14 protein-coding genes are annotated in these 17,806 nt (G+C 64.0%); 9 read left to right on the top strand and 5 right to left on the bottom strand.

Annotated features, from left to right (window positions below):
* The first annotated feature begins 54 nt into the window (after window positions 1–54).
* The 4 genes from CQ12_RS34200 (at window position 55) to rocF (ending at window position 5,537) form a co-directional block, all read left to right on the top strand.
* Window positions 55–2,577 (top strand): glycogen/starch/alpha-glucan phosphorylase, encoded by a 2,523-nt coding sequence (locus CQ12_RS34200; protein WP_157088645.1) that lies wholly within the window; start codon window positions 55–57, stop codon window positions 2,575–2,577.
* Between the two features lie 67 nt (window positions 2,578–2,644).
* Entirely contained in the window at window positions 2,645–3,340 is a 696-nt protein-coding gene (locus CQ12_RS34195; RefSeq protein WP_198164325.1) for an alpha/beta fold hydrolase, read from the top strand.
* Between the two features lie 271 nt (window positions 3,341–3,611).
* Complete coding sequence (locus CQ12_RS34190; protein ID WP_057839669.1) at window positions 3,612–4,430, top strand: acyl-CoA thioesterase; 819 nt, start codon at window positions 3,612–3,614, stop codon at window positions 4,428–4,430.
* A 132-nt stretch (window positions 4,431–4,562) separates the two neighbouring features.
* Window positions 4,563–5,537: an arginase gene (gene rocF, locus CQ12_RS34185; protein ID WP_057839668.1), complete on the top strand. Its 975-nt coding sequence runs from the start codon at window positions 4,563–4,565 to the stop codon at window positions 5,535–5,537.
* 71 nt (window positions 5,538–5,608) lie between these two features.
* Here the strand turns inward: rocF and CQ12_RS34180 are convergent, their stop codons facing one another.
* The 3 genes from CQ12_RS34180 to CQ12_RS34170 all read right to left on the bottom strand — a co-directional run bounded on the left by CQ12_RS34180 (window position 5,609) and on the right by CQ12_RS34170 (window position 10,953).
* Window positions 5,609–7,225 (bottom strand): phosphoenolpyruvate carboxykinase, encoded by a 1,617-nt coding sequence (locus CQ12_RS34180; RefSeq protein ID WP_057839667.1) that lies wholly within the window; start codon window positions 7,223–7,225, stop codon window positions 5,609–5,611.
* Between the two features lie 289 nt (window positions 7,226–7,514).
* The gene (locus CQ12_RS34175; RefSeq protein WP_057839666.1) at window positions 7,515–10,109 is read right to left on the bottom strand and encodes a CHAT domain-containing tetratricopeptide repeat protein; all 2,595 of its coding nucleotides are present in this window, start codon (window positions 10,107–10,109) and stop codon (window positions 7,515–7,517) included.
* A gap of 109 nt (window positions 10,110–10,218) precedes the next feature.
* The gene (locus CQ12_RS34170; RefSeq protein WP_057839665.1) at window positions 10,219–10,953 is read right to left on the bottom strand and encodes a HugZ family pyridoxamine 5'-phosphate oxidase; all 735 of its coding nucleotides are present in this window, start codon (window positions 10,951–10,953) and stop codon (window positions 10,219–10,221) included.
* Between the two features lie 216 nt (window positions 10,954–11,169).
* Between CQ12_RS34170 and CQ12_RS34165 the strand changes: the two genes are divergently transcribed.
* From CQ12_RS34165 to CQ12_RS34145, 5 genes are all read left to right on the top strand, one after another.
* Window positions 11,170–11,871: a response regulator transcription factor gene (locus CQ12_RS34165; protein ID WP_027541437.1), complete on the top strand. Its 702-nt coding sequence runs from the start codon at window positions 11,170–11,172 to the stop codon at window positions 11,869–11,871.
* Between the two features lie 99 nt (window positions 11,872–11,970).
* A complete protein-coding gene (locus tag CQ12_RS34160; protein WP_057839664.1) occupies window positions 11,971–13,788 on the top strand; it encodes a sensor histidine kinase in 1,818 nt (605 codons plus the stop codon).
* Window positions 13,785–14,306 carry an HPr kinase/phosphorylase gene (locus tag CQ12_RS34155; RefSeq protein ID WP_057839663.1) on the top strand — a complete coding sequence of 174 codons (522 nt, stop codon included), beginning with the start codon at window positions 13,785–13,787 and terminating at the stop codon, window positions 14,304–14,306. The genes CQ12_RS34160 and CQ12_RS34155 overlap by 4 nt, the downstream gene beginning before the upstream one ends.
* Before the next feature lie 132 nt (window positions 14,307–14,438).
* On the top strand, window positions 14,439–14,840 hold the full coding sequence (locus tag CQ12_RS34150; RefSeq protein WP_024339151.1) for a PTS sugar transporter subunit IIA: 402 nt from the start codon (window positions 14,439–14,441) through the stop codon (window positions 14,838–14,840).
* Window positions 14,837–15,163, top strand: a complete 327-nt coding sequence (locus CQ12_RS34145) for an HPr family phosphocarrier protein (protein ID WP_057839662.1) — start codon at window positions 14,837–14,839, stop codon at window positions 15,161–15,163. The genes CQ12_RS34150 and CQ12_RS34145 overlap by 4 nt, the downstream gene beginning before the upstream one ends.
* Window positions 15,164–15,318: 155 nt before the next feature.
* On the opposite strand, the gene CQ12_RS34140 is transcribed toward CQ12_RS34145, so the two are convergent.
* Complete coding sequence (locus CQ12_RS34140; protein WP_057839661.1) at window positions 15,319–16,116, bottom strand: SDR family NAD(P)-dependent oxidoreductase; 798 nt, start codon at window positions 16,114–16,116, stop codon at window positions 15,319–15,321.
* 32 nt (window positions 16,117–16,148) lie between these two features.
* A complete protein-coding gene (locus tag CQ12_RS34135) occupies window positions 16,149–17,747 on the bottom strand; it encodes a glycosyltransferase family 39 protein (protein WP_057839660.1) in 1,599 nt (532 codons plus the stop codon).
* Window positions 17,748–17,806: the final 59 nt, after the last annotated feature.

Raw genomic sequence — 17,806 nt, 5'->3', positions numbered from 1 at the left:
TGGTTTCGATCGCGGGGCAACGCGCCTATCTTGTCTTGAGTCTCAACTGCAGGAATCAACGTGTTGCAGGAACAATTCCCGGGGAACTATCCGGCGCCGGGGCAGCCGATCGACGAGTTGGCGCTGGCCGAGATCAAGGGCGCCATTCTTGCCAAGCTTCGCCTTGCGATCGGCAAGGACGCCGGCATGGCGACCCGGCGCGACTGGTACAAGGCGGCGGCGCTGGCGCTGCGCGACCGCATCGTGCACCGCTGGCTGACGGCGGAAAAAGAAAGCTACGATTCCGGCAGCAAGCGCGTCTATTACCTCTCGCTGGAATTCCTGATCGGCCGCTTGTTCACCGACGGGTTGAACAATATGGGCTTGTTGCCGATGTTCGAGACGGCGCTCGGCGATCTCGGCGTCGGGCTTGATGACTTGCGCAAATGCGAGCCGGATGCGGCGCTCGGCAATGGCGGTCTCGGGCGGCTCGCGGCGTGCTTCATGGAGAGCATGGCGACGCTGGCCGTTCCCGCCATTGGCTACGGCATCCGCTACGATTTCGGCCTGTTCCGCCAGATCATTTCGCAGGGCTGGCAGCAGGAATATCCGGACGAATGGCTGAGCTTCGGCAATCCCTGGGAATTCCAGCGCGCGGAGGTGGTCTATCACATCCACTTCGGCGGCCATGTCGACCATGTCGATGACCGCGGCCGCGACCGCGCCACCTGGCGGCCGGCGGAAACCGTGCAGGCGGTCGCCTACGACACGCCAATCGTGGGCTGGCGCGGCCAGCACGTCAACGCGCTGCGGCTGTGGTCGGCGCGCTCGCCCGATCCCTTGCGGCTCGACGTCTTCAACACCGGCGATTACCTCGGCGCGGTCGCCGAGGAAGCGCGCGCGGAATCGATCTGCAAATTCCTCTATCCGAACGACGAGAGCCCGGCCGGGCGCGAGCTGCGGCTGCGGCAGGAATATTTCTTCGTCTCGGCCTCGCTGCAGGACCTGATCAAGCGGCACCTCGCGTCCGACGGACAGTTGCGCAACCTCCCCTCCAAGGTCGCGGTGCAGCTCAACGACACCCATCCGAGTCTTGCCGTCACCGAGCTGATGCGCATCCTGGTCGACCTGCACAATTTCCGCTGGGACGAAGCGTGGAAGCTCACGGTGGCGACGCTGTCCTACACCAATCACACGCTGCTGCCGGAAGCGCTGGAGACCTGGCCGGTCGAACTGTTCGAGCGGCTGCTGCCGCGGCATCTCGAAATCATCTACCGCATCAATGCCGCGCATCTGGCGCTGGCCGATCAGCGTTGCCCGGGCGACATCGACTACCGCGCCTCCGTGTCGCTGATCGACGAGAAATCCGGACGGCGGGTGCGGATGGGACAGCTCGCCTTCGTCGGCTCGCACCGCATCAACGGCGTCTCGGCGATGCATTCCGACCTGATGAAGGAGACCGTGTTCCACGATCTCAACCATCTCTATCCCGGCCGCATCACCAACAAGACCAACGGCATCACCTTCCGCCGCTGGCTGATGCTGGCCAATCCAAAGCTGACCGACCTGCTGCGCGAGGTCTGCGGCGAGGCCGTGCTCGACGATTTCTCCCTGTTCGAACGTCTCGAGGCCCGCGCCAGCGACAACGCGTTCCAGCAACGCTTTCGCGACGTCAAGCATCAGAACAAGGTGGCGCTGGCACGGCTGATCAATGAGCGGCTCGGCATCAAGGTCGATCCGTCGGCGCTGTTCGATATCCAGATCAAGCGCATCCACGAGTACAAGCGGCAATTGCTCAACGTCGTCGAGACCGTCGCGCTGTACCAGGCGATCAAGGACGAGCCGCAGCGCGACTGGGTGCCGCGGGTGAAGATCTTCGCCGGCAAGGCGGCGGCGAGCTATCGCTACGCCAAGCTGATCATCAAGCTGATCAACGACGTCGCCGAGGTCGTCAACAACGACCCCGACATCGCGGGACGACTGAAGGTGGTTTTCCTCGCCGACTACAATGTCAGCCTCGCCGAGGTTATCATTCCGGCCGCCGATCTCTCCGAGCAGATTTCGACCGCCGGCATGGAAGCCTCCGGCACCGGCAACATGAAGCTGGCGCTCAACGGCGCTCTGACCATCGGCACGCTCGACGGCGCCAATATCGAGATCCGCGACCATGTCGGCGCGGAGAACATCGCGATCTTCGGCATGGAGGCCGGCGACGTCATGGTCCGGCGCAAGCAGGGGCTGGATGCGACCGATATCATCCGCCGCTCGCCGCGGCTGGCACGGGCCATTACCGCGATCGAGAGCGGCGCATTCTCGCCCGACGATCCCGCCCGCTTCGCGTCCATCGGTCACGCCCTGCGCTACATCGACCATTACATGGTCTCGGCCGACTTCGATTCCTATTACGCGGCACAGCGCGGCATCGACGCCCGCTGGCAGGTGATACCGGCCTGGACCCGCGCCTCGATCCTCAACGTGGCGCGGATGCCGTGGTTCTCCTCCGACCGCACCATCCGCGAATACGCCGAGGATATCTGGAACGTGCCGGTGCGCGCGGCTGCGCCGGAGGCCGATGCCCAGCGCGAGGCCAAGGGCTAGATCGTATATCCGTCGAGCGCGCAAGCTCCCTGGACTTTCTCGAACCACGACATGCTATGATGGCCGGATGAGCGCGCCCGAAGCTACTCCGATTATCCTTCTTCCGGGCATGGACGGAACGGGAGAGCTCCTGAAAGCGCTGGCAGATCAACTATCCTTGCACCGCCCGGTTCAGCTGATCGCGTACCCATCCGACCGACCGCTAGGCTACGCCCAATTGGCCGCCCATGTCAGGGAACGCGCACCGAACCGTCCGTTCGTCGTCCTCGGCGAATCCTTTTCCGGACCGATCGCGGTCGAAATCGCGGCCGCGGACCCGCGTGCCGTCGGATTGGTCCTCGCATCGAGTTTTGCGCGACATCCGCTGCCGGCGCAGTTCGCGGCACTCACTCGGCTCCTTGACCTCAGGTGGCTGCCCAAGCGCATCATTGCGACGGCGCTGATGGGATCGGAGGCAACGCCTGAACTCACCGCTCGCCTTCGCCATGTATTGGCGGCCTTGCCTCGCGAGGTCCTTCAATACCGTGCCCGCGAAGTGCTTCGCGTCGACAAGCGCGATCGACTACGCGGGGTCGCCTGCCCCGTGCTGTGCCTGCAAGGGCGTTTCGACCGTCTGGTGAACAGGCGGCAGGTTGACGAGATCGTAGCTGCTCAGCCACGTTGCCATGTGCATTGGTTCGATTCCTCGCACATGCTGCTGGCAACCCGCCCCGAAGCTGCAGCCAAGGCAATCAATCAATTTTGCGAGCACATGGATGAATGAGCAATCGCAATCCCGGGAAGCGGAAATCCATTACCTCTGGCGTCATTGAATTCGGCAGGATTGTTGCGATACTGCATCCGCGTCATTGCCTGCGACAAACGCGAAGCGTTTGTGCAAGGGAGCGTAAGCGACGAAGCAATCCATTCCTCCGCTTGCGGCGCGATGGATTGCTCCCGCCTTCACTCTTCGAGCTACGGCGAACAAGTCGCTCCGCTCGCAATGACGGTATCTGCGGCAACAACGTCGCGCCCCTCGAAACCGAAGTACATCGATGCTCACAAACTCCCCTCACCTCTTCGACGACGCCACGCGGGTGACCGCCGGCGATAGCTGCTGGCAGGGCAAGACCAGCCCGGACTACTGGGCCTTTGTCGGCCCGTTCGGCGGCTGCACGGCAGCGACTATTTTGCGCGCGCTGATGGAACATCCGCAGCGGGCGGGCGATCCGTTGGCGCTGACCGTGAACTTCTGCGCGCCGGTGGCCGAAGGCCCGTTCGACCTCGACGTGCGGCTGGTCAAGGCCAACCGTTCGAGCCAGCACTGGTGCGTGGAGATGACGCAGGGCGGTGGCGACGTCGCGACGCTGGCGACCGCTGTATTCGCCGAGCGCCGTCCGTCCTGGTCGCACCAGCAGATGAAATATCCGGACGCGGTGCCATTCGCGCAGGCGCGCTCGTTTCCGAACACGCCGATGACCTGGACGCACCAATATGATTTCCGCTTTGTCGAGGGGGAGCCGAGCTTCTACGGCTCGCCTGCGGCGGAGCCGCTCGATGCCTTCTCCAAGCAATGGATCGGCGACCGCGTGCCGCGAAAGATCGACATGCTGTCGCTGATGTCGATGTCGGACGCCTTCTTCGGCCGGGTGTTTCTGGCGCGGCGGGAACTCGTGCCGTTCGGCACGGTCTCCATCACGACGTATTTTCATACCGCGTCGGAAGAGCTGGCGGGCGAGGACATTACCCACGTGCTGGCGGCAGCCGACGCCCGGATTTTCCACAGGAGTTACGGCGACCAGCACGGCGAATTGTGGTCGCCCTCGGGTCGCCTGCTCGCAACCACGACGCAAATCGCCTATTTCAAGGCGTGAGCATCGGCCTGTCGAAAATCTTGTAGGGTGGGCAAAGGCGCGCTTCGCGCCGTGCCCACCATCTATCCAATCCGTCAGGCTGAATGGTGGGCGCTTCGCTTTGCCCACCCTACTGATCGGAAGGTGGCCCGCATGTCTGATGCCAACGTTCCCCGCATCGCCCTGCTCGGCGTCCCCATCGAGATCGGCGCCTCGCAACTCGGCACCCTGATGGGACCGGACGCGCTGCGCACCGCAGGCATCGGCCGCATCCTCGACCAGCTCGGCTTTGCCGTCGAGGACCATGGCAACATGGCCAAGCCCGGCCCCGCCTCCGCCGAGGGCCCGCCGCCGGCGAACGCCAAATATTACGACACGATCAAGGGCTGGATCCGCGCACTCAGCGAGCGCTCCTATGCGCTGGCGCGTTCCGGCGCCATTCCCATCTTCATGGGCGGCGATCATTCGCTGTCGATGGGATCGGTGAACGGCGTCGCGCGCCACTGGCAGGAGCAGGGCCGGCCGCTGTTCGTGCTCTGGGTCGATGCCCATGCCGACTACAACACGCCGCAGACGACGGAAACCGGCAACATGCACGGCATGTCGGCCGCGTTCCTGTGCGGCGAGGCCGGCCTCGACGATCTGCTTGGCGGCGCGCCCCGCGCCTCGATCGGCCCGGATCAGCTCGACCTGTTCGGGATTCGCTCGATCGATCCCGAGGAGAAAAAACTGGTGTTCGAGCGCCGCGTCGCAATCGCCGACATGCGCGCGATCGACGAGTTCGGCGTCGGCGTCCTGATCCGAAAGGTGATCGAACGCGTGCGAGCGCGGAACGGCGTGCTGCATGTCTCTTTCGACGTCGACTTCCTCGATCCCACGGTCGCTCCCGGCGTCGGCACCACCGTGCCGGGTGGCGCGACCTATCGCGAGGCGCACCTGATCATGGAGCTCTTGCACGATTCCGGGCTGGTGTGCTCGGTCGATATCGTCGAGCTCAACCCGTTTCTCGACGAGCGCGGTCGCACCGCACGCGTCGCCGTCGAACTGATCGGCAGCCTGTTCGGCCTGCAGATCACCGACCGGCGGACGCCAAGCAACGCGGTGCTTCCGGGCAACGGCAACGGCTGACTGCGAGCTCACAACAAAAAAGGGCGGCTCACAGAGCCGCCCTTTTTAAACGTGTTCGCCGCTATTGAGCGTTATTCCGCCGCGAGCTTGGTGTCCGGCGCAGCGGCGCGGACTTCGGCGTCCACCTGGGCTTCGAACTTGGCAAAGTTCTTCTGGAACATGCCGACCAGCGCGCGCGCGGTCTTGTCGAACTCGGCCTTGTCCTTCCAGGTGTTGACGGGATCGAGGATCTCGCTCGGCACGCCCGGCAGCGCGGTCGGCACCGCGAAACCGAAATACTTGTCGGTGCGGAATTCGACATTGCGCAAGGAGCCATCGAGCGCAGCCGTCAGCAGCGCACGCGTCACCTTGATCGGCATACGGCTGCCGACGCCAAACTTGCCGCCGGTCCAGCCGGTGTTGACCAGCCAGCAATCGACATTGTGCTTGGCGATCAGCTCGCGCAGCATGTTGCCGTAGACGGAGGGGTCGAGCGGCAGGAACGGCGAGCCGAAGCAGGTGGAGAATTCCGGCTGTGGCTCGTTGCCGAGACCGCGCTCGGTGCCGGCGACCTTGGCGGTGTAGCCGGACAGGAAGTGATACATCGCCTGGGCCGGCGAGAGCTTTGCGATCGGCGGCAGCACGCCGAAGGCGTCGGCCGCCAGCATCACGACGTTCTTCGGCTGGCCGGCGCGGCCGGTACGCGAAGCGTTCGGGATGAAATCGAGCGGATAGGCCGAACGGGTGTTCTCGGTCTTCGAACCGTCGTCGAAGTCGGGCACGCGGGTGCGCTCGTCCATCACGACGTTTTCGAGCACGGCGCCGAAACGGTTGCTGGCCGCGAAGATCTGCGGCTCGGCTTCTTCCGACAGCTTGATGCACTTGGCATAGCAGCCGCCTTCGAAATTGAAGACGCCGTCATTGCCCCAGCCGTGCTCGTCGTCGCCGATCAGCGTGCGGTTGGGATCGGCCGACAGCGTGGTCTTGCCGGTGCCCGACAGCCCGAAGAAGATCGCGGTGTCACCCGCAGGTCCCACATTGGCCGAGCAGTGCATCGGCAGCACGCCCTTGGCGGGCAGATAGTAGTTCAGCGTGGTGAAGACCGACTTCTTCATCTCGCCGGCATAATAAGACCCGCCGATCAGGACGATCTTGCGGGCGAAATCGATCGCGACGACGTTCTCGGACTTGCAGCCATGACGTTTCGGGTCGGCGCGGAAGCTCGGCAGATCGATGATGGTGAGTTCGGGAACGAAATCCTTCAGCGCTTGCGCCTCGGGGCGGATCAGCAGCGTGCGGATGAACAGCGAGTGCCAGGCAAGCTCGGTGAATACGCGCGTCTTGATCTGGAAGCTCGGATCGGCGCCGCCATAGAGGTCCTGCGCAAACAGCGTCATGCCTTCGGCATGCTTGAGGAAGTCGGCATAGAGCGCGGAGAACTGCTCCGAGGTGATCGACTGGTTGCCGGCCCACCACATGTTCTTGTCGGTAGTCGCGTCGCGAACCGTGAACTTGTCCTTGGGGCTGCGGCCGGTGAACTCACCGGTGTCCGCGCACAGCGCGCCGTCCGCCGACAGCACGGCCTCGCCTGCCGCAAGTGAATATTGATAAAGCTGCGGCGCACCGAGATTCCAGTGCACCGTCTTGAGATTCTTTAAACCGAATTTATCGGCGCCGAAGGCACCGTTGCGTAGACCCGTCTCTTGCACGAAGACTCCTCCTCGAACCCGCGTTACTCTCGACGCGCGCATGTCGCTTGACGCGCTCTGTCGCGGTGACCCCTGAATATAGCCTTACGGCCTCGGTCCGGCGACCTAATACTGATGAACGCCCTGCTTGCCAAGCCGATCCACGCTAATTGGTTTATGCAGGCGAGGGCGATTGATCTGAATCAATCGCTTGCTGCGGTGCTTTTTGTTCGTTTGCTGCCATGGTTGCGCGACCATCTGTCTCAACGCGTTAGATGCCCGAATTGTTGCGGCGCACAATCGAAATTTCTTAGCGCGCGGCGCCCTCTCCGACCAGCGCAAACGGCGCCCAGTACGCCGGATAGGCATTACGCGGCGACGACGGGTCATTGAGATAGGCCAGCATGGCCTGCCGCAACGCCTCGGCGCGACCGAGCTTGGGATCGGCCTTCAGGCGATCGAAGGTCGATATCGAAAGCCGCGTGGCAGCCTCCGAGCTGACTGCCCAATGCGACACCAGAAGCGCCCGCGCGCCGGCATAGAAGAACGATCGCGCAAGGCCCGAAAGCGCTTCGGCGCCGGGCTTGTCGCCGGCAATGGTGTTGCAGGCAGACAGCACCACCCAATCGGCATTGAGCTTCAACTGCGCGACTTCGCTTGCCGTAAGCAGGCCGTCGTCGAGTTCGCTGGGCTGCCTCGGGATGCTCAGCACCAGCGATGGTTCGGCAAGCCCCTTCACGTCGCCGGCGACGAGGCCGTGGGTGGCGAAATAGACGATGCCGTAATCGGCGAGCGGCGTGCGCTTGAGCGTGGTTTCGCTGGCGTCTTCGCCGAGATGAATGTCGGCCGCCGCAACGCCGAGATTTTTCGCGATCGTGTTGAGCTCGTCGGCGGTATCGGGCAGTTGCGCCAAGGCATCTGAAAGCCGCGCGCGATCGACGCCGGCGCCCTGCCAGAAATCGGTGTAGGCGCCGCTCGCAAGGCTGCGCGCGGCGGTCCTGGAACGATTGCCATCGGCAGGCTTCGCGGCGGGATTGAAAATGGGATCGCCAAAGCCGGTCATCGGCTTGGTGCTCTGCTCCTTGCGCGCAAACACCCGCAGCGCTTTCAGGCTCGCGGCCGACGGCAAGATCGAGACTGCCTGACGCTTCAACAGCCAGGCCGCATCGCGATAGCCGTCGTACGTCTCGGGGATGGCGGCCTTCGGCTTTTCGGTCACCAGCAGATGGAACGGCAACGCCGTCAGCGCGCCCGACGCCACCACCAGAAGCGAGGGCTTGTCCTTGATCAGCGCATCGACCGGCGCCAGCAACGTCCCGTGCAGTTCATTGGCGAGCGCGAGATCGAACAGGCCGGATTTGCCGGAAGCATCGCTCGCCTTGCCGAGATCAAGACCGCGACGGAACGCGGCCACCTGCTGCGACAAGGTGTCCGCGCCACGTGGGATCGGCTTCCAGTCAAAGTTCTCGCGGGTGATCGCGATGACGTAGCTTTCCACCTCGGTGACGGCGAACTGCACCAGCGCTTCGTTTTCCGACAACAGCGACTGGATCTCCTTCACCGTCATCGGCGATGGATTCGACAGCGCGGCGTAGTTGGGAAATTCCGCGGATAATGTCTTTTGCAGCGACGCCCGCTCGGTCGCGACAGCGGCAAGCCGCGCGCGGGCGCGCTGCTCGGAAGCGGCGTCGCGCTTCGAGCGCTCCTTCGAGACCGCCGCCACGACCGACTTGTCGAGCGCTTCCGCTTCAGTGGCGAGATCCTGATCCCGGCGCACCAGTTCGGCGAGGCGATCGCTGCCCGCGGCCAGCCGTACCGCCAGCTTGTTCACGGCTGATGCAACCGATGACTGGGTGCCGCGCTGGATCACGCTGAGCATATCGTTCACGGCTTTGTCGCGCGGCATCAGATGCTGGCGTTCCGCATCCGCCAGCACCGGAAGCGCCGCGCGGGGTTGCGCGCGTCCATTTCCGATTAGCCGCTGCACCAGCGGCAGCGCGTCGCCGGGACGGCCGGACGCCTGATAGAACGACGCCAGATTGTTGGTCGACGTCGCGGTATCCGGATGGTCGGGACCGACGGCGCGTTCACGGATCGCCAAGGCGCGCTCGAACAACGGCTGCGCTTCGGCGTAACGGCCATGCCGTTCATAGAGGTCTGCGAGATTGTTCAGCGAGCGCGCGACATCGGGATGTTCGCGGCCCAGCACTTTTTCGCGGATCGCCAGCGACCGCTTGATCCGCGGCTCGGCCTCGGCATAGCGGGCCTGGACTTTCGCCACCTGGCCGAGATTGTTCAACAGGGTCGCGACCGCGGGATGCTCCGGGCCGGCGGCCTTTTCGTAGATCGCCAGCGCCCGCTTGAACAATGGCTCGGAATCGCCGTGGCGGCCGAGCTTCTCGTAGTGCGTGGCGAGGTTATTCAGGGCTTGTCCGATGTCGGGGTGACCGGCAGGCAGCGACCGCTCGCGCACCGACAGCGCGCGTTTGAACAAGGGTTCGGAATCGGCATAGCGCTGTTGGCGCTGGTACAGCGCCGCCAGATTGGTCAGCGCGGCCGCGATCTCCGGCGATTCGAGCCCCGTCGTCTTCTCCAGCACCGCGATGGATCGCTTGAGCAGCGGCTCCGCCTCGCCGTCCCTGCCCTGATTGCCGTAGGCCTGCGCCAGATTGTTCAGCGCCGCGCCAACCTCGCGGTTCACGGGACCGAATCTTTTCTCGAGGCTTTCCACCTGTTCCTTCGCCAGCGCGACCGCTTCGGCATATTTGCCGGCGCGGCCGAGTTCGTTGACCTTGACGCTGACCGCGGCGATGTCGCTCTTCTGCGCCAGCGATGGCGTGGAGAGGCACGTGCCCGACAACAGCGCCAGACACACGGAGAATATCAATCGATTGCGGGAGTTCATGCGGGCTTTCGCTGGTCACTTACGCGCAGGTTTGCATTAGGTCGCGGAAACGTCCGCACCCGTTCAAATCCACGTTCGCTATTGGCAGACGTTAACCCTTGTGCGGCTCTCAGTCCTTGGCCCGCGCCTCGCCTGCCAGCCGCACCAGCATCTTGCGCAGTCCCATCGCACTGCTGACCCGTTCCGGGAAATCCAGCCGCAGCGTCGCGCTGTCAGCCTGCATGTCCATGCCATCAGGATCGCAGCCGGTGCAGCGCCAATCGGCGGACTCGGCGCCCAGCAGCCTGGTCGCATACAGGTTCATCGCGTCGCGGTGATCCTCATTCATATGCTCGACCGCGCCCTGCTCGGCTTCCAGCAAATCAGCGGCATCGCCGATCTCGGTCAGAAACTGCGCAGGCTTGAGATCGATGATGCGGCCGAAGCCGGCGACCAGATGCAGGCCCGACGGGGCAATCCGGAAGAACGAGAAATCCTTGAAATCCACAAAGGCTTCCGCGGACGGATGGGCGTTGAGGTAGCGCCGGCGCAGGATTTTCGCGGGCTCGCCGGTGGCCTCCTCGGCCCGGCCAGCCAGCATGATCCGTGAACCTTCCAGCGGGTCGCCGGCAGCGCGCTCGTCCAGCATCAGAGATACCCTGCCATCGGCGAGGACGTTTATCGTATGCAGCGCCAGCCGCGAAATCAGGAGAATTGGGGAGGCATCGGCATGGCTCGCAACGTTGACGAGCGAGCAGTAAGGGTCGCCACTTTCAGGCATAAGCGTGGCCAGCGCGCCCTGACGGCTACGCCGCAGCAGCGAGCGGGCGAGTTTGGAAGCGTCAAAATCTGCGGTTGGCTGCATGGTTCGTTTCCGGTCATCTTATTGCAAAAAGGGGGTTTTCTCGACTTGATAGGGTGCTATATGGGGGATCGTGTTGCTTAGCAGAAACGTTTTGCGGAACTCGGTCACACTTCAGCCCAGCTTGCATTGCTCGTTGACCGTGTACGAAGCCCATTTATGCGGCGTCCGGCTGAAGTGCCCGCCGTTTAAGCCACTCTCTTATTCGAAAGCAGGCTCATGCCCACAATCGCCCTGGTCGATGATGACCGCAACATTCTCACCTCCGTGTCGATCGCGCTCGAAGCAGAAGGCTATCGCATCATGACCTACACGGATGGTGCGTCGGCACTGGACGGCTTCCGCACTTCGCCGCCGGACCTCGCGATCCTCGATATCAAGATGCCGCGCATGGACGGCATGGAAACGCTGCGCCGGCTGCGGCAGAAGTCCGACCTGCCGGTGATCTTCCTGACCTCCAAGGATGAAGAGATTGACGAATTGTTCGGACTCAAGATGGGTGCCGACGATTTCATCCGCAAGCCGTTCTCGCAGCGCCTTCTGGTCGAGCGCGTCAAGGCGGTGCTCCGCCGCGGCCAGCCCAAGGATCCGACCGCCGTGCCGAAGGAGCCGGATGCGCGTGCACTGGACCGCGGCCTGTTGCGGATGGACCCGGAGCGTCACACCTGCACCTGGAAGAACGAGCCGGTGACGCTGACGGTGACGGAATTCCTGATCCTGCAGGCGCTGGCGACCCGGCCCGGCGTGGTGAAGAGCCGCAACGCGCTTATGGACGCCGCCTATGACGATCAGGTCTATGTCGACGACCGCACCATCGACAGCCACATCAAGCGGCTGCGCAAGAAGTTCAAGGTGGTCGACGACGATTTCGAAATGATCGAGACGCTGTACGGCGTCGGCTATCGCTTCAAGGAAGCCTGATCTGCGTTCGCCGGGCGGAAGTGCTGACTGACACATCCGCCCGCTCGGCGTAGAAGCGTAGAACTAGAAGACGGCGCATCACAACCGGCAGCTCGGCCATTGCTAGATCGAACGCAGCCCGATCCCAGCCTGAACCACGAGGACGCTCTGGAGCTCCTCGAACGGGAACGTGTTGCCGAGGTTAATACGGGCGAGACGGGCTGGCGGCGGCCGCTCGGCTGGCTGCGACGGGCCGGGCAGTTCTTCTTCGCGCTCTCCTTTTCGAGCCTCACGCGCCGCATCGTCTCGCTCAATCTGGCGGGCCTCGTCGCACTGGTGGCGAGCATTCTCTATCTTTCGCAATTCCGCGCCGGCCTGATCGATGCGCGGGCGCAGAGCCTTCTGGTGCAGGCCGAAATCATCGCCGGCGCGATTGCCGCCTCCGCCACCGTCGAAACCAACACCATCACCATCGATCCGGACCGCCTGCTCGATCTCAAGCCCGGCGAAAGCTACGGCGCGCCCGACGAATCCTCAGGCCTCGATTTTCCGATCAATCCGGAACGCGTCGCGCCGGTGCTGCGGCGGCTGATCTCGCCGACCAAGACACGCGCGCGCATCTATGGCGGCGACGGCGGCATGATCCTCGACAGCCGTAGCCTCTATGGCCGCGGCGACGTGATGCGGTTCGAACTTCCGCCGCCTTCGACCGAGAAGCCGGGCTTCGTCGAGCGCGCCACGATCTCGATTCGCACCTGGCTCAACCGCGGCGACCTGCCGCTCTATCGCGAGCTCGGCCCCGAAAACGGCAAGGGCTACCAGGAGATCGTGCAGGCGCTCGACGGCGTCAAAAGCAGCATGGTGCGCGTCAACGACCGCGGCGAGGTAATCGTCTCGGTCGCCGTCCCCGTGCAACGCTTCCGCGCCGTGCATGGCGCGCTGATGCTCTCGACGCAGGGTGACGACATCGACCAGATGGTGACCGCCGAGCGGCTGGCGATCCTGAAAGTGGGCGGCGTCGCCTCTGCGGTCATGATCGTGCTGTCGCTCTTGCTCGCGAGCACGATCGCGGGCCCGGTGCGGCGGCTGGCCGACGGCGCCGAGCGCGTCCGCCGACGCATCCAGACCCGCGTCGAGATTCCCGATTTCACCCGCCGCCGCGACGAGATCGGCCATCTCTCAGGCGCGCTGCGCGACATGACGAATGCGCTCTATAGCCGCATCGAGGCGATCGAGATGTTCGCCGCCGACGTCGCCCATGAACTGAAGAATCCACTGACCTCGCTGCGGTCGGCGGTGGAGACGCTGCCGCTGGCGCGCAACGACACCAGCCGTGCGCGCCTGCTTGAGGTGATCGAGCACGACGTCAAGCGGCTCGACCGGCTGATCTCGGACATTTCAGACGCCAGCCGCCTCGATGCCGAATTGCAGCGCCAGGACATGGCGCCGGTCGATATGCGCCGGCTCCTGACGACGTTGACCTCGGTCGCCAACGAAACCAGGCTGGGTCACGACGTCGCAGTTGAGGCCCGCTTCGAGGGCCGTGGCGCTACCGACACGTTCTCGGTGCCCGGCCATGATTCGCGGCTCGGACAGGTGATCTCCAACCTCCTGTCCAACGCGCAATCCTTCTCCACCCCCGGCGGGAAGGTGCGCGTCACCTGCCGCCGCGTGCGCTCGGAAATCGAAATCGTCGTCGACGACGACGGCCCCGGTATCGGCGAGGATGCGCTGGAACGCATCTTCGAGCGCTTCTACACCGACCGGCCGCATCAGGGCTTTGGCCAGAACTCGGGGCTCGGGCTGTCGATTTCCAAGCAGATCATCGAGGCGCATAACGGGCGGATCTGGGCGGAAAATCGCCATGGCCCGGCTGACGCCGACGGCAAGCCGACGGTGGCCGGCGCGCGCTTCGTGGTCCGGCTGCCCGCGCTATGACCGGGGAAGCCAGCGTGCACGCCTCCGCCGTGCTGGTGGGCGAACGCGCCGTGCTGATCCGGGGACCGTCAGGGGCCGGCAAGTCGCGGCTGGCCTTCGACCTGATTCTCGCCGGACGCACCGGACAGCTCCCGCCGGCCGTTTTGGTCGGCGATGACCGTGTCCATCTCGACACAGTAGCCGGACAATTGTGGGTCCGCCCGGCGCGGGAACTGGCCGGCCTGATCGAGGTTCGGGGCCTTGGGATCCGCCGCTGCGACTTCGTGAACGAGGCGATTGTCGGCGTCGTCGCCGATCTCGCAGCCGGCGACGCGGAACGGCTGCCACCGCCGGAAGCCCTCAATATCCGCCTTAATGGTGTAGAGCTACCGCGAATCCCTGTCCCGGTGGGCTTCGACCCCCTCCCGCTGATTGCAGCCGCCCTGACGACAACCGATGGTTCTGGTCTCGTCAAACCTTTGGACGATTGCCCGAAGGGAATTGGTAACCATATAAGCCCCAATATCGCCACCGATTAATCCGGCGCAGGCCTCACTTCTTACCGGCAAATTCCGGAACAATAGCCAAGATGCCCTCTTGCGCGGGGCCTCTGGATGGTCAAAGTGGCGCGTTCGTGCGGTGCACCAAAAAGCACCCGCGAGGAGTTTCCGATGATTGGTCTAGTGCTTGTGACCCATGGGCGCCTTGCCGACGAGTTCAAGGCGGCGCTCGAACATGTCATGGGTCCGCAAAAACAAATTGAAGCCATCACGATTGGAGCCGAGGACGACTCCGATCTCTGTCGAAGCGATATCATCGAAGCGGTGAATCGCGTTGACAGCGGCGATGGTGTCGCCATCCTCACCGACATGTTCGGCGGCACCCCATCCAACCTTGCGATTTCCTGCATGAGCCGCCCGAAGGTGGAGGTGCTCGCAGGCATCAATCTTCCCATGCTGGTCAAGCTTGCCAAGGTGCGCGAAGAGCGCTCGCTTCCCGATGCCATCGCCATGGCGCAGGAAGCCGGGCGCAAATACGTCACCATCGCCAGCCGCGTGCTCGCCGGCAAATGAGCGACGACGCCGCGCCCGGAAAGGAACTCGGGTCCGGCGTGCCGGCCGGCGCCATCTCGCGGGAACTTCTCATCATCAACAAGCGCGGCCTGCATGCGCGGGCGTCGGCCAAGTTCGTCCAGATGGTCGAACGCTTCAACGCCGAGGTCTGGGTGACCCGCGGCAATGAAACCGTCGGCGGTACATCGATCATGGGCTTGATGATGTTGGCGGCCGGACCTGGAACCACGGTAACGGTCTCCGCGACCGGACCCGAGGCGCAAGCCGCGGTCGATGCGATCGCAGCGCTCATTGCAGACAAGTTTAATGAAGAGGGCGTGTGAGAGGCTGAACTGAATGGCTCTGCCTCACCTCTCCGCGCTTGCGAGGAATTTGTAGGGTGGGCAAAGGCGCGATAGCGCCGTGCCCACCATCCATCCGAGCGCTCGGCTCAAAATGGTGGGCACGCTTCGCTTTGCCCACCCTACGGTCTAAGACATCAAAATGGATTCGTAACGATCCCGCCGTCGGCACGGAGCGCGGCGCCGTTGGTGGCGCTGGAGGCTTTTGAGCAGACGTAGCAGATCAGATTGGCGACCTCTTCCGGCTTGGCATAGCGCTGCAGCAGTGAGGCCGGGCGGCGTTCGCTGAAGGTGCGCGAGACCAGATCGTCAACGGTCGTGCCTGCGGCCTTCGCCCGCGCGGCCAGACGCACCGGCGCCATCTCCACCCAGGTCGGGCCCGGCATCACCGAATTGACGGTGACATTGGTGCCCTTGGTCGTCTCGGCCGCACCGCGCGCGATGACGAGCTGCGCCGCTTTGGAGAAGCCGTAATGCACCATCTCCTTCGGAATGAAGACGCCGGATTCGCTGGAGACGAACACGACGCGGCCCCAGTCCTTGTGATCGAGCATCCGCTTCAGATAATGCCGCGTCAGCCGCACCCCGCTCATGACGTTGACTTCGAACATTTTCGACCAATCGGCATCCTCGATCTCGAAGAAGCCCTTTGGTTCGTAGATGCCGAGATTGTTGACGAGGATGTCGACATCAGGGAATTGCGCCACCAGCGCCGCACAGCCCACGGCATCGCCGAGGTCGAACGCTGCCGCATGCACCTTGGCCGACGGCGCCGCCTCTCGGACTTTTGCCACGGCCTCGCCAACCGCCGTCTGCTCGCGCCCGTTGACGATCACCGCCGCGCCCATCTGCGCAAGGCCAATGGCCGTTGCGAGTCCGATGCCGCGCGTCGAGCCGGTAACCAGCGCCGTCTTGTCCGTTAGATCGAGATTCATCCGTCTACCCCCTCTTGTTTTTGTAGCCACTTCTATTTGGCCGGCGGCACGATGTAGATGTTCCAGGCCGTCGCGGGACCGGGCAAGCCTAGGAAGAATCGTCGCGTGGTCATCACCATGCGCTCGGCATTGGCGGCATGGGTCTTCATCCACGCCTCGCATCTTTCCAGCTTCCAGTCGCCGGTTTCGCAGATGCCGATGAAGCCGGATCGCTTCGCTTCCTCGAGCGAGGTCAGGCCCGACGACCACGGCTCATCCGGCGTCAGCGGCGCCGGATGATCGGGGCTGTAGAAGGTGACGGGCTGTCCGGTATCGGTATAGGCGGCGACCACAGGCCAGCGCGATCGGAAGCGGACCTGCCAGGCTTCCGTCAGTTCGCGGGCGAGTTCGGAGCGCGCCCGGTAGGTCGCGCCTGCCGTGCGCTTTTCGCTGAGTTCATGGGCGACGATCCTGGGTGATATCGCCAGCACGACCAGCGAAATCACCAGCCAGGTCGTGGTCAGGTTCATCAGCGCGACTTTCCGAACCCGCACCGCAGGAATCGCGACCAGCGCGAGCGGCGTCAGGAAGAACAGCGGAATGCCCCAATCGGTCTTGATGTAGAAATGCAGCATCAGCGCGCCGAGCGGCGGCCCGACCGCCACCACCGCCTGGATGATCCAGACATTGAGTGCCTGGGACGTGTTCACGCCTGAATTGGCGCCGCGCGCCAGGAACGGAAACGGCGTCAAGCGCCACGGCCGCCACATCAGCGCGATCGCGCCGAGCACCGCCGGCAGGGCCAGCAACGCGAGATTATGTCCGATATAGCCCACCACGAGCTCGTTGATCGTGGCGCGGTCGGTCAGCGTATAGGTGTCGCCGGCATAGGTGAACGGAACGAAGTTCACTTGCTTCAGCCACATCAAATGCGGAAGCATCGCGACGACGAGCGTAATGATCGCGACCCACGGCGCCGGCGAACGCAGGAACTGCAGGCGCGCGGGATGGATCAGCGCGGCAAGGCCGATGGCGCCGATCATGGTCACCGCCCAGTATTTGGTCATCAGCGCCAGCGCGCCGGCGAGCCCGAGCCATACGCCGGATCTGATGCTGCGCTTTTCGAACGCGTCGAGATAGGCCAGCACGAGGAGCGGCAGCGTGACGAGTTGCAACAGGTCCGGATTGTACTTGAAGCCCTTGAAATTGAAGATCGGATAGATCGCGAGCATCACCACGACGAAGAACGCGCGGCGATGATCCACCACGCGCCGCGCCAGCCACCAGCAGATCACGAGCCCGCAGGCCAGTGTCGCCATCGCCAGCGCGTAACTTGACCAGTCGGTAACCGGAAACAGCATGAACCAGACGCCGGCGACCCATCCGGAGAGCGGCGGGTGCTTGCCATAGCCGAGCAGGAACTTCTGCCCCCAGGCGAAGGCCTCCGCGACGTCCATATGAACGTCCTGCCCGGTCTTCAGATTGACCAGAATCAGCGTCCACAGCACGGCGTGGACCACGGCAAAGCCGGTCACCAGCCAGAGCCCGGCCTTGGGATCGCTGGCCCGCGAGGCCAGCCACGCCGTCAGCCTTTGGATCGATGGGAAACGCCTGCCGCGCGCGGCCGCGGACGAAATGGATGCAGTGGACATGGCCCACTCCGTAGCGTGTTTTGGGGCCGAGTGGAATCAGCTTGGCGTGAAGAAACCCC

The sequence above is a fragment of the Bradyrhizobium jicamae genome (genome assembly GCF_001440395.1).
GTDB lineage: Bacteria > Pseudomonadota > Alphaproteobacteria > Rhizobiales > Xanthobacteraceae > Bradyrhizobium > Bradyrhizobium jicamae.
The sequence above is the reverse complement of the archived record's forward strand: the minus strand, read 5'-3'. Positions and strand labels throughout refer to the sequence as shown.